This is a genomic window from Trinickia sp. (genome assembly GCF_051953405.1).
Taxonomy (GTDB): Bacteria; Pseudomonadota; Gammaproteobacteria; order Burkholderiales; family Burkholderiaceae; genus Trinickia.
Genome location: NZ_JBQCIV010000012.1, coordinates 119,643 through 142,677, shown reverse-complemented (window position 1 = coordinate 142,677; position 23,035 = coordinate 119,643). Strand labels below are relative to the sequence as shown.

15 protein-coding genes are annotated in these 23,035 nt (G+C 63.2%); 13 read left to right on the top strand and 2 right to left on the bottom strand.

Annotation, left to right across the window (positions count from 1 at the left end):
* Positions 1-259: 259 nt before the first annotated feature.
* The 6 genes from ACTHN9_RS02945 (at position 260) to ACTHN9_RS02920 (ending at position 11,903) form a co-directional block, all read left to right on the top strand.
* Complete coding sequence (locus ACTHN9_RS02945; protein ID WP_440535249.1) at positions 260-1,300, top strand: M14 family zinc carboxypeptidase; 1,041 nt, start codon at positions 260-262, stop codon at positions 1,298-1,300.
* Positions 1,297-2,085, top strand: a complete 789-nt coding sequence (locus tag ACTHN9_RS02940) for an alpha/beta fold hydrolase (RefSeq protein ID WP_440535248.1) — start codon at positions 1,297-1,299, stop codon at positions 2,083-2,085. Before ACTHN9_RS02945 ends, ACTHN9_RS02940 begins: the two co-directional genes overlap by 4 nt.
* 62 nt (positions 2,086-2,147) lie before the next feature.
* On the top strand, positions 2,148-7,007 hold the full coding sequence (locus tag ACTHN9_RS02935; protein WP_440535247.1) for an NAD-glutamate dehydrogenase: 4,860 nt from the start codon (positions 2,148-2,150) through the stop codon (positions 7,005-7,007).
* A gap of 8 nt (positions 7,008-7,015) precedes the next feature.
* Positions 7,016-8,089, top strand: a complete 1,074-nt coding sequence (selD, locus tag ACTHN9_RS02930) for a selenide, water dikinase SelD (protein WP_440535246.1) — start codon at positions 7,016-7,018, stop codon at positions 8,087-8,089.
* A 132-nt stretch (positions 8,090-8,221) separates the two neighbouring features.
* Positions 8,222-10,750 (top strand): mechanosensitive ion channel family protein, encoded by a 2,529-nt coding sequence (locus ACTHN9_RS02925; protein WP_440535245.1) that lies wholly within the window; start codon positions 8,222-8,224, stop codon positions 10,748-10,750.
* A gap of 91 nt (positions 10,751-10,841) precedes the next feature.
* Positions 10,842-11,903: a purine-nucleoside phosphorylase gene (locus ACTHN9_RS02920; protein ID WP_440535244.1), complete on the top strand. Its 1,062-nt coding sequence runs from the start codon at positions 10,842-10,844 to the stop codon at positions 11,901-11,903.
* Positions 11,904-12,076: 173 nt separating this feature from the next.
* Here ACTHN9_RS02920 and ACTHN9_RS02915 read toward each other — a convergent pair whose 3' ends face one another.
* Together ACTHN9_RS02915 and ACTHN9_RS02910 are read right to left on the bottom strand one after the other, a co-directional pair.
* Positions 12,077-12,367: a DUF4148 domain-containing protein gene (locus tag ACTHN9_RS02915; RefSeq protein WP_440535243.1), complete on the bottom strand. Its 291-nt coding sequence runs from the start codon at positions 12,365-12,367 to the stop codon at positions 12,077-12,079.
* A gap of 191 nt (positions 12,368-12,558) precedes the next feature.
* Positions 12,559-13,563 carry a LysR family transcriptional regulator gene (locus tag ACTHN9_RS02910; protein ID WP_440535242.1) on the bottom strand — a complete coding sequence of 335 codons (1,005 nt, stop codon included), beginning with the start codon at positions 13,561-13,563 and terminating at the stop codon, positions 12,559-12,561.
* A gap of 223 nt (positions 13,564-13,786) precedes the next feature.
* On the opposite strand from ACTHN9_RS02910, the gene ACTHN9_RS02905 reads away from it, so the two are divergent.
* From ACTHN9_RS02905 to ACTHN9_RS02875, 7 genes are all read left to right on the top strand, one after another.
* Positions 13,787-14,608, top strand: coding sequence for an alpha/beta hydrolase (locus ACTHN9_RS02905; protein ID WP_440535268.1), 822 nt, complete (start codon positions 13,787-13,789; stop codon positions 14,606-14,608).
* A 45-nt stretch (positions 14,609-14,653) separates the two neighbouring features.
* Positions 14,654-15,874, top strand: coding sequence for an efflux RND transporter periplasmic adaptor subunit (locus ACTHN9_RS02900; protein ID WP_440535241.1), 1,221 nt, complete (start codon positions 14,654-14,656; stop codon positions 15,872-15,874).
* 47 nt (positions 15,875-15,921) lie between these two features.
* A complete protein-coding gene (locus ACTHN9_RS02895) occupies positions 15,922-19,116 on the top strand; it encodes an efflux RND transporter permease subunit (protein ID WP_440535240.1) in 3,195 nt (1,064 codons plus the stop codon).
* Between the two features lie 19 nt (positions 19,117-19,135).
* A complete protein-coding gene (locus ACTHN9_RS02890; RefSeq protein WP_440535239.1) occupies positions 19,136-20,647 on the top strand; it encodes an efflux transporter outer membrane subunit in 1,512 nt (503 codons plus the stop codon).
* A 142-nt stretch (positions 20,648-20,789) separates the two neighbouring features.
* Complete coding sequence (locus ACTHN9_RS02885) at positions 20,790-21,203, top strand: DUF2384 domain-containing protein (protein WP_440535238.1); 414 nt, start codon at positions 20,790-20,792, stop codon at positions 21,201-21,203.
* A 504-nt stretch (positions 21,204-21,707) separates the two neighbouring features.
* Positions 21,708-21,863 carry a hypothetical protein gene (locus ACTHN9_RS02880; RefSeq protein WP_440535237.1) on the top strand — a complete coding sequence of 52 codons (156 nt, stop codon included), beginning with the start codon at positions 21,708-21,710 and terminating at the stop codon, positions 21,861-21,863.
* Positions 21,864-21,948: 85 nt separating this feature from the next.
* Positions 21,949-23,031, top strand: coding sequence for a SagB family peptide dehydrogenase (locus tag ACTHN9_RS02875; protein WP_440535236.1), 1,083 nt, complete (start codon positions 21,949-21,951; stop codon positions 23,029-23,031).
* Positions 23,032-23,035 lie beyond the last annotated feature (4 nt).

The following is a 23,035-nucleotide window of genomic DNA, read 5'->3' as shown; positions in this document are numbered from 1 at the left end:
GTGGCTGGATCGGCCCGGTTACCGGCCGACACGGTACGGCGACTATAGCCAGCTTTGGTTCTTAGCTTTAGATCCATTTTGGTGGAAGCGATGGAGCCACTTTGGGCGTGGCGGCCGATGGCACCGTCCTGCACCATCGCCCGAATTGATCGGTGGCCACTCTGAAAAGCCCGGAAAACGGCCTATATTGAGTAAGTCTCAATCGGGTCGTTCGCCGCGACGGCCCACCTCCTTTCGATCGACGCCCGGGCCGCAAGCGATGACTGCCGTTCTTCCCTCGTTGCCCGAGACCACGTTCGCGGAATACGAAGCGCTCATGGCGATCTTGGACGCCGGCAGAGCGCGCATGGCCGTGAGCATCGTGGGCGAAGCGAACGCGCGCGGACGTGCCTTCCCGATTCACGTCGTCACCCTGGGCTCGCTCGATCCGCAAGCGCCCGCGATCGGCTTCTTCGCCGGCATTCACGGGCTCGAGCGGATCGGCACCCAACTGCTGCTCGATTACATGCGTTCGCTCGTCGCTCGGCTCGAATGGGACGAGCTTTTGCAAGACGAGCTGCGTGCCGTGCGGCTCGTGTTCATGCCCATCGTCAATCCCGGTGGCATGTGGGCCATGACGCGCTCCAATCCGAACGGCGTCGATCTCATGCGCAATGCGCCGCAGAACGCGGAGGGACGCGTGCCGTTCCTCGCCGGCGGGCAACGGATCGGTCGTTGGTTGCCGTGGTATCGCGGCGCGAGCGGCGCGCCGATGGAAATCGAGGCGGCTACCTTGCTGCGTGTCGTCGAGCAAGAGCTGTTGCCGCGGCCGCTCAGCTTTGCGCTCGATTGCCACTCGGGCTACGGCTTTCGCGACAGCATTTGGTTTCCCTACGCGAAATCGACGAGGCATATCGGGCATCTGCCGGAGATGTTCATGCTCAAGGCGATGTTCGAGCAAGCGCATCCGCATCACGGCTACGTGTTCGAGCCGCAGAGCATGCAGTATCTGGCGCACGGCGATCTGTGGGACTACGCGTACGATCGATGCCCTGCGTCGTCGATCTTTCTGCCGCTGACGCTCGAACTCGGTTCGTGGCTGTGGATCAAGAAAAATCCGCTGCAGATCTTGCGACGCGAAGGCATGTTCAATCCCATCAAGGCGCACCGTACCGAACGCGTGCTGCGCCGGCATACGAATCTGCTCGATTTCCTCGCACGTGCGGCCTACGGATCGCAGCGGTGGCTGCCGTGCGGTGCGAGCCGCGACCTCTTGATGACGCGCGCGGTCGAGTATTGGTATCGGAGGCCGCGGCGATGAGCGCATGGATCTTGCTGCGCGGGCTGACGCGCGAAGCGAGACATTGGGCGCAGCTTCCCGAGCGCTTGCGCACGCGCGGGCTGGACGGGGAGATCGTGTGTCTCGATCTGCCCGGTAGCGGCCAATGGGCGGGCGAGCGTGCGCCGACGAGCATCGCGGCGACGACGGATTTCGTGCGCGCGCGGCTCGCGGCGCTTGGGCCCGCGCCGCCGTATCGCATCGTCGCACTTTCGCTCGGCGCGATGGTGGCCGTGGATTGGGCGCAGCGCTTTCCGTTGGAGATCGAGCGGCTCGTGCTGATCAACACGAGCCTGCGCCGCTATAGCGAACCGTTCGAGCGGTTGCGGCCGAGCGCATGGCCGCAGGTGCTGCGCGCGGCGTGGTGTTGGCATAAGGGGGCAAGGCGAAGCGCGGAGGCAGCGATCCATGCGCTGACCTGCCGTCGTTCGGACACGCGCGAAGCGGATCTGACAGCCTGGACCGCCCTGTACGACGATGCGCCGCCGAGCCGCGCGAATGCGTTGCGGCAACTCGCGGCGGCGGCGCGTTTCGAGGGGCCGGCTTTGCCGCCGTGTTGCCCGTTGCTGCTCCTCGTTTCGCGTGCCGACGCACTCGTGCATCCGGCTTGCTCGGTCAAGCTGGCGGCTCGCTGGGGCGCCCCGTTGATCGAGCACCCCTGGGCCGGACACGACCTGCCGCACGACGACCCGGCCTGGCTAGCCGATACGATCGCGGCGTGGGTGGGGAATGTCTTGGCTGTCGCCGTGCCGGCGGCGAGCGCATAATCGCGCTTCAGTTGGCCGAGCCCTTTGAACGTCGAGCATCGTCACCCGCCTGCGGAGGCCCCATGCTGTCGAACAACGAAGAAGCCGTCGCTCATCTGCTGACAGACGTCGTCGAATACGCGAGCGGACGCTGGTCGGAGCCCGCGTTCGAGGCGATCGAGTCGCTTCTGCGCTTTTACTACGAACTGGCTGACGCGCAAGACTTACAAAGCCGCAGCATCGCCGATCTATACGGCGCGGCGATGGCGCATTGGCAGACCGCGCAGCGATTCGTCTCGGGCACCGCGGCCCTGCGCGTCTATAACCCCGTGCTCGACGAGCATGGCTGGCACTCCGATCACACTGTCATCGAGATCGTCAACGACGACATGCCGTTCCTCGTCGATTCGGTGACGATGGAAGTGAATCGGTTCGGGCTGACATTGCACTCGGCGATCCACCCTGTCTATCGCGTCTGGCGCGACGCGCAAGGTGCCATCGCGCGTATCGAGCCCGGCGGCGCGGGGAACGGCGAGGCCGATTCGGGGAATCGCTCGCGGCTCGAGTCGTTCATCCACTTCGAAGTCGACCGCTGTAGCGAAGCGGCTAAATTAGCCGAGCTGCGCGCCAACATCGCGCTCGTGCTCGCCAACGTACGGGCGGCCGTCGAGGATTGGCCGAAGATGCAGGCCGTCGCCAAAGAGACGATCGCGGCGCTTGCCGCGCGTGGTTCCAACGACGAGGCGTCGGAGGCGAAGGCGTTTCTCGAATGGATGGCGGCCGATCACTTCACGTTCCTCGGCCTGCGCGACTATGCGCTCGTGCCGCACGAGGGCGGCTTCGCATTGCGCGGCGTCGATCATACCGGCGCGGGGATCTTGCGCGAAAGCTTGCGTCGTCCCGATGCGCCCGATCTCACGCCGCTGCCGCGCACCGCCGCCGCGATCATCGATGCCGACGCGCCGATCTTTCTCACGAAGGCCAATTCGCGTGCGACCGTGCATCGGCCCGGGTATCTCGACTACGTGGGCGTGAAGCTCTTCGGACCCGACGGGAAGCTCGTCGGCGAACGTCGCATCTTGGGGCTATATACGTCGACGGCCTACACGGGATCGATCAGCGATATCCCGATCGTCCGGCGCAAATGCGCGAACGTCGTGCGCCGTGCAGGGTTCCTGGCAAAAGGGCATTTGCATAAGTCGCTCGTCACGGTGCTCGAGCAGTATCCGCGCGACGAACTCTTCCAAGCGAACGAAGACGAGCTTTACGATATCGCGCTCGGTATCTTGCGTCTGCAAGAGCACCAACGCACGCGGATGTTCGTGCGGCGCGACCGCTTCGAGCGCTTCGTGTCGTGTCTCGTCTTCGTCGCGCGGGAAAAGTACAACACCGATCTGCGGCGCCGCATTGCGAAGCTGCTGGCCGGCGCATTCAACGGCACGAGTGTGGAATTTACGCCGCTGCTCTCGGAATCGCCGCTGGCGCGGATCCATATCGTCGTACGCACGAATACGGGCGTATTGCCCGAGGTCGACACGCGAGAACTCGAAGCGCGCCTGGTACTTGCGACGCGGCGCTGGCAGGACGATCTTGCCGATGCATTGCTCGAACGTTTCGGCGAAGAGGAGGGCAATCGTCTGCTGCAGCGCTACGGCGATTCGTTTCCCGCCGGTTATCGCGAAGACTATGCCGCCCGCACGGCGGTGCGCGATATCGAACTCGTCGAAGCCGCGCAGCGCAATGAGACGCTATCGATGAATCTGTACCGGCCCATCGAAGCGAAGCCCCGCGCCTTTCGCTTCAAGGTCTACCGTGCCGGGCAGTCCATTGCGCTGTCGCGCAGTTTGCCGATGCTCGAACATCTGGGCGTGCGCGTGGACGAGGAGCGGCCCTACGTGATCGAGCCGGCCGGATCGAGCCCGGCATGGGTGCAAGACTTCGGCCTGGAATTGACGGACGATGTCGAGTTCGACATCGAGCGTGTGAAGACCTTGTTCGAGGAAGCGTTCGCCCGCGTGTGGTCGGGCGAAGTCGAGAACGACGATTTCAATCGGCTGGTGCTGCGCGGCGGGCTCGCGGCACGCGAGGTGTCGATTTTGCGCGCCTATGCGAAGTATTTGCGACAGGTCGGGTCCACCTTCAGCGATGCATACATCGAACGCGCGGTGACGGGCAATCCGGCGCTTGCCCGAGGGCTCGTCGATTTGTTCCTGACGCGCTTCGATCCCGCGCTCGGTCCCGCGCGCGCCGAGCGCATTGCGGCGTTGCTGCAAGGCATCGAGGCGGCGCTCGATCAAGTGCCGAACCTCGACGAAGACAGGATCTTGCGACAGTTCCTGGGCGTCATCGATGCCAGTATTCGCACGAACTATTTTCACCGGGATGCCGACGGCGAGCCGCTGCCGTACCTCTCGTTCAAGCTCGACCCGTCGCGCGTGCCGGGGTTGCCCGAGCCCAAGCCGATGTTCGAGATCTGGGTCTATTCGCCGCGCGTGGAAGGGGTGCATTTGCGAGGCGGCCGCGTCGCGCGCGGCGGCTTGCGCTGGTCGGACCGGCGCGAGGATTTCCGCACGGAAGTGCTCGGGCTGATGAAGGCGCAGATGGTCAAGAACACCGTCATCGTGCCGGTCGGCTCCAAGGGCGGCTTCGTCGTCAAGAATCCGCCCGCGGCCGGCGATCGAGAAGCCTTCATGCGCGAAGGCATCGCTTGCTACCAAACCTTCCTTCGCGGCTTGCTCGACGTGACGGACAACCGCCAAGCAGGAACCATCGTCGGTCCGCCGGACGTAGTGCGTCACGATAGCGACGATCCTTATCTCGTGGTCGCCGCGGATAAGGGCACAGCTACCTTCTCCGATTACGCGAACGCGATCGCACGCGAATACGGATTTTGGCTCGACGACGCCTTCGCCTCGGGGGGCTCGGTTGGGTACGACCACAAGAAGATGGGTATCACGGCACGCGGCGCGTGGGAATCCGTGAAGCGTCATTTCCGCCAGATGGGCGTCGATACGCAGACCACCGATTTCACGGTAGTGGGCATCGGCGACATGTCGGGCGACGTGTTCGGTAACGGCATGCTGCTCTCGCGCCATATTCGTCTCGTGGCCGCGTTCGATCATCGCCATATCTTTCTCGATCCCGATCCCGATCCGGCAACGAGCTTCGCGGAGCGCGAGCGCATGTTCGCCCTCGAACGATCGAGCTGGGCCGATTACGACCACACGAAGATTTCCGCGGGCGGCGGCGTATTTCCGCGCACGGCGAAGGCGATTCCGATTTCGCCCGCCGTGCAGGCCGTGCTCGGCATCACGGCCTCGGCGCTGGCACCGAGCGAATTGATCCGCGCGATTTTGCTCGCGCCCGTCGATCTGCTCTATAACGGCGGGATCGGCACCTACGTCAAAGCCGCGCGCGAGACGCACGCGCAAGCCGGCGATCGCGCGAACGACGCCGTGCGTGTGAACGGCGCGCAACTGCGCGCGAAGGTGGTGGCCGAGGGCGGCAATCTCGGGCTCACGCAGTTGGGCCGCATCGAATACGCGCAAAAAGGCGGGCGCATCAACACCGATGCGATCGACAATTCGGCGGGCGTCGATTGTTCCGATCATGAAGTCAACATCAAGATTTTGCTCGGCCTCGTCGTGGCCGACGGGGAGATGACGGAAAAGCAGCGCAACGTATTGCTGGCCGAGATGACGGACGAGGTCGGCTTGCTCGTCCTGCGCGACAACTATCAGCAGACGCAGGCGCTCGCCATTGCCGGGCGCTATAGCAGCGAATCGTTCGAGGCCGAAGTGCGGCTCATGCGCTCGCTCGAACGCAGCGGCCGCTTGAATCGGGCGATCGAGTTCTTGCCGAACGACGAGGAAATTGCCGAACGTCAGGCCGCCAAGAGCGGATTGACGTCCCCCGAACGGGCGGTGCTGCTCGCCTACAGCAAGATGTGGCTCTACGACGAACTGCTCGAATCGGATTTGCCCGAAGACGCGCTCGTCGCCGACATGCTGCGCGAGTATTTCCCGAAGCCGCTGCAAACGCGCTTCGCCGATGCCGCCGCACGCCATCCGCTCAAGCGCGAAATTCTCGCGACGCACTTGGCGAATGCGCTCATCAACCGCGTCGGCTGCGCATTCGTGCATCGGCTGCAAGAGGAAACGGACGCAAAAGCGAGCGATATCGTGCGCGCGTGCATGATGGCACGCGACGTCTTCGATATCGACGATATCTGGCTACAGATCGATGCGCTCGACAATCGCGTTGCCGACGACGTCCAGGCGCGCATGTTCGTCGATGTGGCAAGACTCATGGAAAGGGCGGCGCTTTGGTTCCTGCGGCAGTTGCAGACGGAACAAAGCGCGCGCGACGAAGCAGGCGTGCGTGCGTTGATCGAGCGTTGCCGCGAGGCGGCGGCACGGCTTGCGCCGCGCTGGCCTGCGCTGTTGCCGAGCGTTGAACTCGAAGCGCTCGACGAGCGCCGCCGCGCGCTCGAGCTGGCCGGCGTCAATGCCGAATTGGCGGGACGCGTGGCCAGCGGCGAGATATCGGCGGCGGTGCTCGACGTGGCCGAGGTGGCATCGAACGCCGCGCAGCCGCTCGAACTGGTGGCCGGTGTGTACTTTGCGCTGGGCACGACGCTCGACTACGGATTCATCGGCGAGCGGGCGAATGCCTTGCCGACCCACACGCATTGGGACATGCTGGCTAGGGCCGCGGCGCTGGCCGAGCTGGCCAGGATCCGGCGCGCGCTGACGGTGAGCGCGCTCGCCCGCGCGCCCGAACGCGCGACGGCCGAGGCGATCGCGGCCGCTTGGCGCGAGCAGCGTGCGCCGCAACTCGCGCGTTTTGGGCAATTGATCGCCGAGCAACGCGCGGCCGGCGGGGCAAGCCTATCGATGTTGCTTGTGCTCGTGCGCGAAATGACGGTACTGGAACGCGGATGAATCGAGCCATGGACGATCGACACGAGACGCGCGTCGAGGCACCCCGGTTGACGAGCCTGTCTCATGGGGGCGGCTGCGGCTGCAAAATCGCGCCCGGGGTGCTGGCCGAACTGCTTGCGACGCAAGCGTCGCCCTGGCCGAACGCGGCGTTTGCCGACCTGCTCGTGGGCAGGGAAACGGCCGACGATGCCGCGGTGTATCGTCTGAACGACGAACAGGCCATCGTGGCGACGACGGATTTTTTCATGCCGATCGTCGACGATCCTTACGACTTCGGGCGCATCGCCGCCGCCAATGCCTTGTCCGATCTTTATGCGATGGGCGCGCGGCCGATTCTGGCGCTCGCGCTCGTCGGCATGCCGATCGATGTATTGCCGCGCGAGACCATCGCCGCGATCTTGCGCGGGGGGGAGAGCGTGTGCCTCGCTGCGGGCATTCCGGTGGCGGGCGGGCACTCGATCGATTCGGTCGAGCCGATCTACGGTTTGGCCGCGCTCGGCGTCGTGCACCCGGCCCGTGTCAAGCGTAACTCGACCGCTCGGATCGGCGACGTGCTCGTGCTCGGCAAACCGCTCGGCGTGGGCATTTTATCGGCCGCACTCAAGAAGAACGTACTGGATCGAGCGGGGTACGACGCGATGGTCGATTCGACGACGCGGCTGAACCGCCCCGGTATCGCGCTCGCCCAGATGTCCGATGTGCACGCGCTGACCGACGTGACAGGCTTCGGCTTGTTAGGCCACGCGCTGGAACTTGCGCGCGGTGCAACGTGCGGCATTCGTCTGCGTTATCGCGACTTGCCTTGGCTCGAGGGCGTCGAGGCACTGGCCCGGCAAGGCATCGCGACCGGAGCGTCGGCGCGCAATTGGGCATCCTATGGCGCCGAGGCCGAACTCGATCCGGCGTTGCCCGACGTGGCACGCGCATTGCTAACGGATCCCCAGACCTCCGGCGGCTTGCTGGCAGCGTGCGCGCCCCATGCCGTCGAAGACGTGCTCGCCTGCTTTCGCGCCGAGGGTTTCGTCCGTGCCGCGGCGATCGGCGAAGTGGTCGGCGGCAAGCCGCGCATCGTCGTGGATTGAAGGCTAGCGCCGAACGCCGGCACGTTTCGGGATCGTTCGGGTGAGAACGAAGTCACAAGGAAGGGGTGCGATCGCCGGCTCACGTACGGCACGCGCTTCCCGTTCCAGTTGGCGTTTCTTCCTCACGTCTTTATGCCTAAATTGCTATCCGTCGTTCTACTGCTGCTTTCTTTTTGCGTGTCGTCCGCCCATGCCGCGTCCGCCTCGGCGCCCGCGGCCGCGCAGCCCGTCTCCAATCCTTCCAGCGTCGTTCTGACGCCCGAGCAGGCCAAGCATGCGCTGCAGGTGCTCGGCGATCCGAAATCGCGAGCGCAAATGGAAGACACCCTGCGCGCCATCGCGGCGGCCGGTGCCCTCGCCACGCCGCCCGGCGCGAGCGCGCCGGCCGCCGCTTCCGCCACGGGCGCGTCGAGCGTGTTGTCGGCCATTGCCACGTCGAATGGGCTCGTCTCCCAGGTGACGCATCAGGCGGTGCATGCCATTCGCGAGATCGGCACTTCGTTGCGCCATTCCGTGGGCGCGTTGCTCGATGTGCGTTCGGTTCGCGCGTGGTGGGGCTACGAAATCACGAGCCGGGAGGGCCGTGCGCAGCTGGAACAGCTCGCTTGGACGCTCGCGGCGACATTCGTCCCCGCGTGGCTAATCAGCGCATTGCTCACCTGGCTGCTACGCAAGCGCGTAGCAGCGCTAGCCACGGGCAAGGCCGACGGCGATGCGCAAGCCGCAACGAACGACGGTTCGGAGAACGCCAATGCCAACGCCAACGCGCGGGCGGATGCCGACGTGCGCACGCTCAATGCGAACGTCCCCGCCACGAGCATCGACGAACATGCGCAGCGTGCGGCGCGCAATCAGCGCAATGCGGTGCACGCCGGGCGGCAATGGTCGTTGCTGCAACGCTTGCCCTATGCGCTGCTGCATACGCTGCTCCGGGCGATTCCGCTCGCGGCGTTCCTAGGCGTGGCGTTCGTGGCCATGTCGTGGCTGACCGACGACGGCACGCCCGAGGCCGATGTCGTCGAAACGCTCATCGAAATTTACGTCGTGGCGCGGGCGATCGTCCTCGCGAGCGGCTTTTTGTTTGCTGGGGATGCCCCCAGGCTGCGCATGCTGCCGCTCGGCGACACCTGGGCGTCGTTTAGCGATAACTGGGTGTTGCGCCTCGTCTTCGTGCTGGGCATCGGCGTCGCGGTGGCCGAAACGCCGGTGTCGCTGGGCCTCACGGCGGAGGCGCACCTCGGCATCGAGAAAGCCGTGGCGCTGATCGGCCACGTGTTGATTGCGGTACTGATTTTGGACATTCGCCGTCCCGTGGCCGACTGGCTGCGCTCGAAATGCGCGAAGAAGGGATTGCTGCGGTTCCTCGCCAATTGGCTCGCCGATACGTGGGCGGCCGTCGCCGTCTTCATCGTCATGGCGCTGTGGTTCATCTGGGCGCTCGACGTGCGCAACGGCTATCAAGCGTTGCTCGAACACGGCGGTTTTTCGCTATTGATTCTCGTCGGCGCGCGTGTCGTCGCGATCGTCACGCTCGGCGTGCTGGGGCGCATCTTCAAGCCGCGAGACGGCTCGACGCCGTCGATCGCGCTGCAGCGCGCGCAGCGTTACTACCCTTGGCTGCGCCGCTTGGTGGCGCTCGTGGTGTTGCTAGCGGCCGCCGCGTTGATCCTATGGGTGTGGGATATTCACGTGTGGCGTCTGTTCGCGAGCAACTTCGTGGGGCGCCGCTTGGCGTCGGCCTGCGTGACGATCGCGATTGCGGCCTTCGCTGCGCTGTTGGTCTGGGAAGCGATCAACGTCTCGATCGAACGCCGGCTGCACCGCTGGACCGACGCGGGCGACCTCATGCGCGCCGCGCGCTTGCGGACGCTGCTGCCGATGTTGCGCACGGCGTTGCTCGTCGGCATCGTCCTGGTCATCGGGCTCACGGGCCTGAGCGAAATCGGCGTCAATATCGGGCCGTTGCTCGCCGGTGCGAGTATTTTCGGTGTGGCCCTCGGCTTCGGCTCGCAAAAGCTCGTGCAGGATTTCATCACCGGGATGTTCCTGCTGATGGAGAACGCGATGCAGGTCGGCGATTGGGTGACCGTGGCGGGCCTATCGGGAACGGTCGAGTATCTGTCGATTCGCACAGTGCGTTTGCGCGGCGGCGACGGTGCGCTGCATACGGTGCCGTTCAGCTCGGTCTCGACGGTCACCAATTCGAACCGGGGGCTCGGCAATGCTTCGGTGAAGGTCAGCATCGCGTACGGGCAGGATATCGATCTCGCCGCCAAGACGCTCGGCGAAATCGGCGCTCAGTTGCGAGAAGATCCGAAGTTCAAGGACGGCATTATCGGCGACTTTAGCCTGTGGGGCGTCGATCAAGTGGACGGCTCGATGGTGACGCTCGTGGGGCAAATGCAGTGCCGCGATACGGCACGCTGGCCGACCCAGCGCGAATTCAATCGACGGATCGCGCAATGCTTCGGCGAGCGCGGCATCGTCATCGCCAATCCGCTGCGAAACGTGCTCGTGCCGCCGAAGGATGGCCTGAAGGTATCGGTGGCGGAGCAGGACGAGCACGCAAGCGAGGGCACCGAGAACGACGCGACGGATAAACAAGAGCCAGCGAGGCTAGAGGACGGCGCGCAGGACAAGCGCCCCCCGGCGGGGCAATGACGGGCGATGGGCGTACCTCTATACTGACGCGCGCAGTCCCTGCGTCAGCAAGCGGTTCTCTCCGACAAATCTCCCAATCAAAGGAACGCCCATGCTTATTCGCACCATCGCCTCGATCGGCGCCATCGCGCTGACGGCTTGCGCGGCCACGGCCTCGAGCGCGCAAGAAAACGACGCTAGCTTTGCCGAACACCATGGTCACGGCCGGCACGTCAAGGTCATGATCATTTCGATGTTCGCGCCGGAAGGCCAGGTCTGGCTAGATCATCTGGGTCCGTGGGAGGCGATTCCCGTCGCCGGTCTTTCGCCCGATTACCCCGATGTCCACTGCAACAAGCAGGATATTTGCGTGATGACGACCGGCATGGGTCATGCGAACGCCGCGGCGTCCACCATGGCGCTCGCGTTTTCCCCGCGCTTCGATCTACGCCAAACGTACTTCCTGATCGCCGGGATTGCCGGCATCGACCCGGCGCAGGGCACGATCGGATCGGCCGCCTGGGCGAAATATCTCGTCGATTTCGGCATCCAATGGGAACTCGATGGGCGTGAAATCCCGCCGGGTTGGAACACCGGCTACCTCGGCATCAACACGACGAACCCGAACCAGAAGCCGCCGCTCGATTACAAAACCGAAGTGTTCCAACTCAACCCGCAGCTTGCCGATGCAGCCTACGCACTCTCGCGCAACGTCGTATTGACCGATAGCGCGCAAGCGCAAGCGGCGCGCGCGAAGTTCAGCTATGCGCCGGCCAACCAGCCGCCTTCGGTGATCCAGTGCGATACGCTTGCCGGCGATACATGGTTCTCGGGCACAGATATCGGACAGCGCGCACGCGACTGGACGAAGATCATGACCGACGGCAAGGGCACCTATTGCACGACGCAGCAGGAGGACAACGCGACGTTCGAGGCGTTGACGCGCGCTGCCAACGCGCATCGTGTCGATCTTTCGCGCGTGGCCGATTTGCGTACGGGATCCGACTTCGATCGTCCTTATGCCGGCCAGACAAGTGCGGACAATCTGCTGAACTACGCGGCGCAAGGCGGCTTCATGCCTGCGGTCGCGAACCTGTTCGTGACGGGCAATCCGCTCGTGCAGGCGATTGCGACGCACTGGGGCGAATGGCGAGACGGCGTGCCGCAACACTAACCGCATCGGCCGCGGCGGCCGTCCGCCGCCGCGGCGCGAACGGCCTCCAAACGGGCGTGTCGCTGTCCCAGTGATCGAGCATGGAAGGCGAAACGTCGAACATTTAGCGCTCCTTATCGTTAGGAAGGCTGAAAGCCGAAAACGCTGAGGCTGAAGAACGCCGAGCGAATCGCTTACCGGCCGGCCCGTGCAAGTTGCACGTGTGCGTCATGGTTGTCGCTCAGCGCAACACGGTCGGCTTGCGTTTGGCCCGCGAGGCTCAAGTCGGGGTAGCTTTGCTTGTTCAACGTGGGCAGCGTGCCGTCGCGTTGAGCGGCGACGAGTTCGGCGCGAACTTCGGCGCGCGTCTTCGTGCTGGCCGGGATCGAGTCTTGATAGGTACCGTTGTGGCCGATGCCGCCTGCGAATGCGGCCGTGCTGGCGAAGAAGGAAACGAAAAGGGCGGTTGCGATCGTGCGCTTCATGATGTTGCTCCTGTCTGTTCGGTGTATCGGGTGCGGTGCCGGGGATTGGCGTCGCGACAGGTGCAAATTTAGGCGCTTCGGGTATCGGGATAAACCCGATTATTGCGAAATAATTTGTCAGCGTGGCGGAACAATCGGCTCTGGTGCCCCGCCGGGCGCCAGAGCGTTCGATACAAACGGCGCAAACAAGCCTAGACCACCCATTCCGTCAGCACCGGCGTGTCGAGCGTCGGCGCGCGCTCCAGTTGTTCGGGCGTGCGCTTGCTGCAGACGGCGTCGAGATTCTGGCGGCCGCTCAGCAGCGGGCAGCGGTCGAACACTTCCGCCACCCAGTCTACGAATACGCGTACCTTTGGCGAAAGGTGGCGGCTGTGTGGATAGACGGCCGAAATCGGCATCGGCAACGGCTTCCACTCGGGCAGTACTTCCTTCAGTGCACCCGAACGAAGATGCGGCAACACCATGAATAGCGCCATCTGAATCAGGCCGAAGCCTTCGAGCGCACAGGTCACATAGGCATCCGCATCGTTGACGGACACGGAGCCGGGCATCTTCACCTCGATTTCCTTGCCGTCGACGAGAAACGACCAATCGATGATGCGGCCCGTTTTACTCGAGAAGTAATTGACGGCTTGATATTGGCTCAACTCCTCGATCGTGCGCGGTTGGCCCGCGCGCGCAAGATAGTCGGGCGAGGCGCACGTCACGCACTCGAACAATCCGATCCTGCGCGCGACGAGCGACGAATCCTCCAATGCACCGACGCGCAACACGCAATCTACGCCTTCTTGCAGCAGATCGACGGGCCGATCGGAGAAGCCGAGCTGCAGCTCGATATCCGGGTAGCGAGCGCGGAATTCGCACAGCGCAGGGATCACGATCGTACGGCCGAGCGAACCCGGCATGTCGACACGCAACTTGCCGTGCGGCTTCTTGCTGCCGTTTTGCAGCGTGCTTTCGGTTTCGTCGACATCCGCCAAAATTCGCACGCAGCGCTCATAATAAGCAGCGCCGTCAGGCGTAAGGCTCAATCGGCGGGTGGTACGGTGCATGAGCCGCACGCCGAGATAGGCCTCTAAATTCTGGATGATCGTCGTCACGGACGCGCGCGGCAGGTCGAGCGTTTCCGCGGCCTTCGTGAAGCTGTTCGTGTCGACCACACGCGTGAAGACTTGCATGGCCTGAAGGCGATCCATCTTCGTGCTCCAAAAGAAGAATGAACGATTCACCGCCTGTGTGCGCGTCGGTGCACACGTCGGATCCCAACTAATGAGATCTATTGTTCGGGCGCAGTGAATTGTGTTGCCGGATTATAGGCATTTATCCGCAACCTTGCCGAACACACAATTCGGGGCATTGTGAAACAGTCGCGCACTGCGCGTTTCGACCATGCCAACTACGCATTCCCGTGGTCTGTCTCTGTCGACGGGATCGCTTTGGGGCACGCAGCCCCTCGAAGTGAACGAGGTACAGATAGCTGGGTATGAAAGCAATATTCGGGTACGGCTTTATCGCCGCGCCGGGGTAGGCTCTTTGCCGGTCATGCTCTATTTTCATGGTGGCGCATTTATCGGCGGATCGCTGGACGATGCCGAATTCGCCGCCAGGCATTTCGCCGAGCAGTTGCCGGTGTTGGTCATATCCGTAGGTTATTCGCTGGCGCCGAAGCATCCGTTTCCGGCCGCGCTCGAGGATGCGTACCGCGCGGCGCGGTGGGCCGACGGCGCGAGCCGCACGATCGGCGGCGACGGCAAGCGGTTGTTCGCGGCCGGTCATTGCGCGGGCGGGAATCTCGCGAACGGGCTCGCGTTCGTGGCGCGCGACCGCGGCGACGTGCGGATCGGGGCGATCGCGCTGTTCAGTCCCATGCTCGATCCGAGCATGACGTGCCTGGCAGACGAGCGCGCCGTCGATTCCGATATTTCGCCGCGGCAGTGTCTTGCGAGTTATCGCGCGTACCTGCCGAAGGCGTCGCAGCGTATGCACCCGTACGCGGCACCGCTCGACTCGGCGCGGCTCGCGGGTTTGCCGCCGGCATTCATTGCGACGGCGCGCAACGACGTGTTGCACGTCGAAGCCGAAACCTACGCCGCGCGTTTGATCGGCGCGGGCGTGCCGACACAGGTAATGCGCTACTCGAATGCGAGTCACGAGCGAATCGCGTACGATCCGCAAGCACTGCAAGATGCGACGCGTTTTTTCGAGTGTCATTTACAGCCACGTGGCGTCACGATCGGCTGATCTCGAACGTCATAAAAGAAGTCATTACACACCGGAGCCTCGACAATGTCCAAGAAACCTCTTACTCGTTCTCGCATCGCCTACGCGGTCCTTGCCGTTGCAGCGGTTGCCGGCATTGGCGCGTTCAGCGCGATTCGCGTCAACGCGAGTTCGCCCGCGCATGCGGCACCGATGGAGCCGGAGGTCGACGTCGCCACGGTGCTGAACAAAACCGTCACCGATTGGCAGAGCTATTCGGGCAGGCTCGAGGCCGTCGACAAGGTCGACATTCGTCCGCAGGTGTCGGGCACCATCGTGTCAGTCGATTTCAAGGACGGCTCGCTCGTGAAGAAGGGGCAGACGCTGTTCGTGATCGATCCGCGCCCGTACGCGGCCGAAGTCGATCGCGCCAAGGCCCAGCTCGCATCGGCTCAAGCGCATAACAGCTACGCGCAGACCGACTGGCAGCGTGCGCAGCGGCTGATGGCCGACAACGCGATCGCCAAGCGCGACTACGACGAAAAGCAGAACGCCGCGCTGCAAGCCGCCGCCGATGTGAAGGCGGCGCAGGCCGCGCTCGAAACCGCGCAGATCAATCTGGGCTATACGACGGTCGTCGCCCCCGTCGCGGGACGCGTCTCGCGCGCCGAGATCACCGTCGGCAACGTGGTGTCGGCGGGCGCCGGCTCGGCACCGTTGACGACGCTCGTTTCGGTGTCGCCGATCTACGCGTCGTTCGACGTCGACGAGCAGACCTACCTCAAGTACATCGGCCGCGCGCGCAACGGCGCGAACGTGCCCGTGGAGCTTGGGCTCGCGGACGAAACGGGCTACTCGCGCAAGGGCACGATCGCCTCGGTGGACAACCGGCTCGATACGTCGTCGGGCACGATCCGCGTGCGCGCGCGCTTCGACAACGCGGACGGCACGCTCGTGCCGGGCTTGTACGCGCGGATCAAAGTCGGCGGCGGCGAACCGCATTCGGCGCTTTTGATCGACGAAGCCGCGATCGGCACCGACCAAGACAAGAAGTTCGTGCTGGTCGTCGATCCGCAAGGCGCCGTGTCGTACCGCGAAGTGAAGCTCGGCGCCGAGCACGGCAATCTGCGCGTGATCACGGCGGGCTTGAGTGCGACCGATCGTATCGTCGTCAACGGCGTCCAGCGCGTGCGCCCGGGCCAGAAGGTGCAGGCGCACATGGTGCCGATGACGGACGATCCGGCGGGCGGCAGCGACGGCAGCGCTAGCGCGGATGCGGGCAAGGCCGGCCAATCGACGAATTCCTGAGCCAAACGCTTCGACGGCTTGAAGCGCTCAATTACTCAGAAAGCGACATGAACATATCCAAATTTTTTATCGACCGGCCTATCTTCGCAGGGGTGCTGTCGGTCCTGATCCTGTTGGCCGGCGTGATCTCGCTGTTCCAACTGCCGATCTCCGAGTACCCCGAGGTGGTGCCGCCGTCGGTCATCGTTCACGCCCAGTATCCGGGCGCGAACCCGAAGGTGATTGCCGAGACCGTGGCCTCGCCGCTGGAAGAGCAGATCAACGGCGTCGAGAACATGCTTTACATGCAGGCGCAGGCGAACAGCGACGGCAACATGACGCTGACCGTCACGTTCAAGCTCGGCACCGATCCCGACAAGGCGCAGCAGCTCGTGCAGAACCGCGTGTCGCAAGCGATGCCGCGTCTGCCCGACGACGTGCAGCGGCTTGGCGTGACGACGATCAAGAGCTCGCCCACGCTGACGATGGTCGTGCACTTGACGTCGCCCGATCACCGCTACGACATGACCTATCTGCGCAACTACGCGCTGCTTAACGTCAAGGATCGGCTCGAGCGGATCGCCGGCGTGGGCCAGGTGCAGTTGTGGGGCGCGGGCGACTACGCGATGCGGATCTGGCTCGACCCGAACAAGCTTGCCGAACGCAATCTGACCGCGAGCGACGTGGTGAACGCCATTCGCGAGCAGAACGTTCAAGTGGCGGCCGGTGTGATCGGCGGTTCGCCGTCGCTGCCTGACGTGCCGCTGCAGTTGTCGGTCAATGCGCGCGGCCGCTTGCAGACGACGGAGCAATTCGGCGCGATCGTGATCAAGACGACGCCCGACGGCGGCGTGACGTATCTGCGCGACGTCGCGCGCGTCGAGCTGGCCGCGTCCGAGTACGGCTTGCGTTCGCTGCTCGACAATAAGCAAGCCGTCGCGCTCGGTATCAACCAGCAACCCGGCGCGAACTCGCTGGCGATTTCGGATCAGGTCCGCAAGGACATGGCCGATCTGAAGAAGGATTTCCCGGCCGGCGTCGACTACGACATCGTCTATGACCCGACGCAATTCGTGCGCTCGAGCATCGAGGCCGTGATCCACACGCTGCTCGAAGCGATTTCGCTCGTCGTGATTGTCGTGATCGTGTTCTTGCAGACTTGGCGCGCGTCGATCATTCCGCTCGTCGCCGTGCCCGTGTCGATCGTGGGGACGTTTTCGCTGCTGCTTGCGTTCGGGTTTTCGATCAACGCGCTATCGCTGTTCGGGATGGTGCTGGCGATCGGTATCGTCGTCGACGATGCGATCGTCGTGGTGGAAAACGTCGAGCGCAACATCTCGGCGGGCCTGAGCGCGAGAGCCGCCACCTATCGAGCGATGCGAGAGGTGAGCGGGCCGATCATCGCGATTGCGCTGACGCTTGTCGCCGTGTTCGTGCCGCTGGCTTTCATGAGCGGCTTGACGGGCCAGTTCTATAAGCAGTTCGCGATGACGATCGCGATCTCGACGGTGATCTCCGCGTTCAACTCGTTGACATTGTCGCCGGCGCTCTGCGCGATTTTGCTGCGCGGCCACGATGCACCGAAGGATTGGCTCACGCGTGCGATGGATCGCGTGCTCGGCGGGTTCTTCAAGCAATTCAACAAGGTGTTCAAGCGCGGCTCGCAGTCGTACGGTCAAGGCGTGACGCGCGTGCTCGGTCGCAAGTCGCTGATGCTCGGCGTCTACGCGGTGCTCGTCGGCGCGACCTTGCTGGTCACGCATGTCGTGCCGGGCGGCTTCGTGCCCGCGCAGGACAAGGAGTATCTGATCGCATTCGCGCAGTTGCCGAACGGGGCGACGCTCGATCGCACCGAAAGCGTCATCCGCGAAATGGGCGATATCGCGCTGAAGCAGCCTGGCGTGGAGCACTCCGTCGCGTTCCCGGGCTTGTCGGTGAACGGCTTTACGAACAGCTCGAGCGCGGGGATCGTGTTCGTGACGCTCAAGCCGTTCAAGGACCGTGGCTCGAAGGCATTGTCGGCCGGGGCGATCGCGGGGGCGTTGAATCAGAAATATGCGGGGATCAAGGGGGCGTTCGTCGCCGTGTTCCCGCCGCCTCCGGTGCTAGGTTTGGGGACGTTGGGCGGCTTTAAGCTGCAGCTCGAGGATCGCGGCGCGCTCGGCTACGCGCAACTCGACGAAGCGACGCAGGCGTTCATCAAACGCGCGCACGAAGCCCCCGAACTCGGTCCGCTGTTCACGAGCTATCAGATCAACGTGCCGCAGTTGAACGTCGATCTCGATCGCGTGAAGGCCAAGCAGCTCGGCGTGTCGGTCACGGACGTCTTCGACACGATGCAGATCTATCTGGGCTCGCTGTACGTGAACGACTTCAACCGTTTCGGGCGCGTGTATCAAGTGCGTGTGCAAGCCGATGCGCCGTTCCGTGCGCATCCGGACGACATCCTGCAGTTGAAGACGCGTAACGCATCGGGCGAAATGGTGCCGCTGTCGTCACTGGTCAAAGTGTCGCCGACGTTCGGTCCGGAAATGGTCGTGCGCTACAACGGCTACACGGCCGCCGACATCAACGGCGGTCCCGCGCCGGGCTACTCGTCGGATCAGGCACAAGCCGCCATCGAGAAGATCGCCAAGGAAACGCTGCCGCGCGGCGTGAAGTTCGAGTGGACCGACTTGACGTATCAGCAGGTGCTGGCCGGCAACTCGGCGATCTGGGTCTTCCCGATCAGCGTGCTGCTGGTGTTCCTCGTGTTGGCGGCGTTGTACGAGAGCTTGACGCTGCCGCTCGCGGTCATCTTGATCGTGCCGATGAGCGTGCTGTCGGCGTTGACGGGCGTATGGCTGCTGCATGGCGACAACAACATCTTTACGCAGATCGGCTTGATGGTGCTCGTGGGCTTGGCATCGAAGAATGCGATTCTGATCGTCGAGTTCGCGCGCGTACTCGAGCATGACGGACGCACGCCCATCGCCGCGGCGCTCGAAGCGAGCCGGCTGCGGTTGCGCCCGATCTTGATGACGTCGATCGCCTTCATCATGGGCGTAGTGCCGCTCGTGTTGTCCTCGGGTGCCGGCTCGGAAATGCGCCACGCCATGGGTATCGCGGTGTTCTTCGGGATGCTGGGCGTGACGTTGTTCGGTCTGATGCTGACGCCGGTGTTCTATGTCGTGCTGCGTAAGCTGGCCGGCGGAACGATCCATGTGGCGGGCAAGGACTCGCAAAAGGAATCGGACCTCGAGCCCGAGTTGACGGACGCTTGAGGCCAGGAGAAACAGGACAATGAAAAGGTTTGATTCGATTCCCGGGGCTTCGCGCCTCGTGCTGAAGGCGTTGGCGGGCACGCTGTTGATGACGCTCGTGGCCGCCTGTTCGGTCGGCCCGACCTACAAGCGGCCCGACGTCGATACGCCCACGGCGTTCAAGGAAGCACCGTTGCCCGCCTCCGAGGCAGGCACTTGGAAGAGCGCGCAGCCTGCCGAGGCGCTTTCGCGCGGCCAGTGGTGGACGATTTTCGGCGATGCAACGTTGAACCAACTCGAAGACGAAGCGTTGGCGCAGAACCAGAACTTGAAGGCGGCAGCGGCGCGCGTGCGTGAGTCGCGCGCCTCGCTCAATGCCGCGCGTTCGGCCTGGTTCCCCGAATTCGACGCCGGCTTCGGCCCGACGCGCGAGCGCGTCGCGCCCGCTTCGCAGGGCCTGCCGGAAAACGCGTATCTGCCGCCGCAAACGATTTGGCGGGCGCAAGTGACGACGTCGTACGAGGCCCCGTTGTTCGGGCGCGTCAGCGATAACGTCGCGGCCTCGCGTGCCGATTCGCAGCAGCAGGAAGCGTTGTTCCGCTCGGTGCAGCTTGCGCTGCAGGCCGATGTGGCGGCGAACTACTTCTCGCTGCGCGAACTCGACACGGAGCGGGACCTGTATCGCAAGACGGTGGCGTCGCGCGAAGACGGACTGAAGCTGGTCAAGCATCGTTACGATGCGGGCGAAGTGAGCGAACTCGATCTGCAGCAGGCGACCAACGCGCTCGCCTCGACGCGCGCCGAGGCGGCGGGCATCGAGCGGCAGCGCGCGGCCTCCGAGCATGCGCTTGCCGTGCTGCTCGGCAAGCCGCCCGCGGAGTTCACGTTCCCGCAGGAGCCGCTCGTGCCCGTGGTGGCACGCGTGCCGGCCGGGCTGCCATCGGCATTGCTGGAACGCCGCCCCGACATATCGGCTGCCGAACGGGCGATGGCCGCGGCGAACTCGCGTGTCGGCCTCGCGAAATCGGCGTTCTTCCCGCAACTCGATATCACGGGGGCGTTCGGATACGAGTCCGTGGGGTTGGCCCAACTGTTCAAGTGGTCGAGCCGCACGTTCTTGCTGGGGCCGTTGGCCGGTACGGCGCTGACGCTGCCGCTCTTCGATGGCGGGCGACGCAAGGCGCAGTTGGCACAGGCGAGGGCGCAATACGACGAGCAGGTGGCCAACTATCGGTCGCAGGTGCTGACGGCTTTCCGTGAAGTCGAAGATAGTCTGTCCGACATCCGGCTGCTCGACGACCAGATCCGCGCTCAGAACGACGCGGTGAACGCGGCGGCGCGGGCGCAGCATCTGTCGGAGGCGCAGTATCGCGAAGGCGAGGTGAACTACCTCGACGTACTCGACAGCCAGCGCACCACGCTGCAGGCGCAACGGCAGGCGAGCCAACTGGCGGGTTCGCAAGCCGTGGCGACCGTGAACCTCATCCGTGCCTTGGGCGGCGGTTGGGGCGACATGAAGGCGAGCGACACGCAGCAAGTGGCCAAGCAGTGACGAAAGTGCGCCGCCCTCGCTTATCGGCGGGGCGGCGCGTAGAGGATCGGCAGAGCGCGGCTGCACAGCTAGGTCGAGTGTGTGCCGCGCTTCGTTGCCAAGCGCGTGCGCGATAGGCGCACGAAGGATGCGAGGTACAAAGATGAACTCGACGGTGACCCTCGATGACATCGTGCAAGGCGAAAGCTTCGAGCAATTCATGAATTCGCTGCGGGATCCGGCGTTTGCGGCGCCGATCGTATCGGCGCGGCGGTTTTCGGATGCGTTACACATCGATATGCAAACGTTGGCGAAGCAGGCGGGCGTGCATCGCAATACATTGAGCCGCACGCCGGCCTCGGAGAGCGTGCAACGTTTTCTGCGCGAAGCGCTGCGCGTGATTCGCGCTGCGACGGATATTCACGGCTGCGTGAAGCAGGCGCTGTTCTGGTATCGGAACGAACCGCTGTCGGAATTCGAATACAAGACGGCGGAGCAGCTTGTGTCCGGTGGGCGGACGGATGACGTGTTGCGGTATATCGTGGCGGCGGAGGCGCATGCGGGAAGCGGCCGCTAGTCCACTTCGCCTTGCTAGCCGTTAGTCTTTTGGTATGTCCCGCGATGCCCGCTCTGCGATGAATGCGGAGTGGGCGAGTGCGCCGCCGGTGGGGGCTAGCAGGTTAGACGGTTGACTCGTTTGTTCCTTCGGTGTCGGCGGTTCGCTTTTAATTCGGACCGCTTTCAGTCGTCTTGATCGGCGAGCCGCGCCGGGTGGGTCATAGCGGCGAGCCATCGTCCAAGAAATCATTCAATTTGCCTTCCGACCGCTTATAGCGGTGGATGCGTTTCTACAGCCTGACGCACATGTCTCGCTGTTTGAGAGCCGCTGAACCCTGCATCTGATTCTTCTACGCCTGCCGCATGCCGGTCCGTAGACGCTGCGCACGGGCTTTCGTCGGTCCATGCGAGCCATCTGTTCGTCTGATTTTTTTCCAACTTGCATCCGATCTAATCAGTCGGTCGTAGGCTTGACTCGCATCCGCAAGCAAGCGGATGTTTCTACTTTTTCAAGGATATTGCCATGAAGAATGTGAATGTCGAGCCGATGCTGTCGAGCCAATCGAACGATGCATACAACACTCCGGTCACCGTGCCGTCGCAGCTTCAGAAAATCGACCTAGAGCCGTCGTTGTCTGCCCAGTCGAATGATGCCTACAACACCCCAGTGGGGGCGTGAAGTAACTCCTCGGCGTTAGATGAGGTGTCCGATGGCCGGTTAAACACGGCCATCGACGATGTAACCACCGATTTTGAGTGAGCGTATGGAAACAAAATCTAACCCCCTATTTTTCGTAAAAATAATAGATGGAAAGCTGATTCTGTGGGATTACAGGGCACATGCGCAATACGAAGTGTCGCCGTCGCATATTCAACGGATTTTGGATATATCGCGCGGTTCCGAGATAACCGATTCGGCGCTGGATCGAGAAATCGCCGCTTCTCGAGTTCTTGCAGATGATGATCGGGATTTTGCGGCTTGGGGGTGGGATTGTCTGTCGAGAATTTTTCATATAGGGACGCAGGTCGTATTGGAAGAAGGCGCGAGCCTCCCCTCGGACGACAGTTACGAAGGCTATGTCGCTTATTGCACGTCGATCGCCGATAAAGTCCCCGAAGTGAAATATGAGCGGAAGGGAGATCCCATCGACCTCCCGCCCGCGAACAGAGATTTCCATGCTACACGGTTGCTTGTTGATGCATTATTGGAGCGTAAAACCAGTAGATCGTTTATTGCCGATCCAATATCGCTTCAAACGGTGGCGGATGCGATGTACTGGACGTTTGGTACGGTGCATGGAGATAAGCGAGAAGATATGCTGGAAGCTGGTATTAGGCCAGTTGGTTATCGACGCACTTCGCCATCCGGCGGCTCGCTACATCCCAGCGAAGCATATTTGGTCGCGCTCCACATCACTGGGTTGCGCCGAGGAATTTATCATTACCGCGCCAGTAAACATCAATTGACGCTGGTGACCGAGCAAATCAATGGTGAAACACTAGGCCAGTTGCTTTGTGCGCAGATGTTCGCGCGAAATCTAGCATTTGGGGTATTCATAACGTGTCGATTCGATAAAATGTGGTGGAAATATCCCCATTCTCGAGCATATCGGGTTGCCTTGTTGGATGTGGGCTGTCTTGCTCAGACATTCCAGCTTGTCGTAACAGGGCTAGGGCTGAATTCGTGGATAACGGGTTACTTCTTGGATCGAGAAATAAATCGCTTGTTGGGTGTGGATGAAATCAACGAGTCTGTTTTGTTTTTTCTCGGCGCAGGAAGCGGACGAAATACTGCCTTCGCCCCAGAATTGCTGACGGCTATCGAAAAACAAAGAAGTGTGGTTTGAGGAG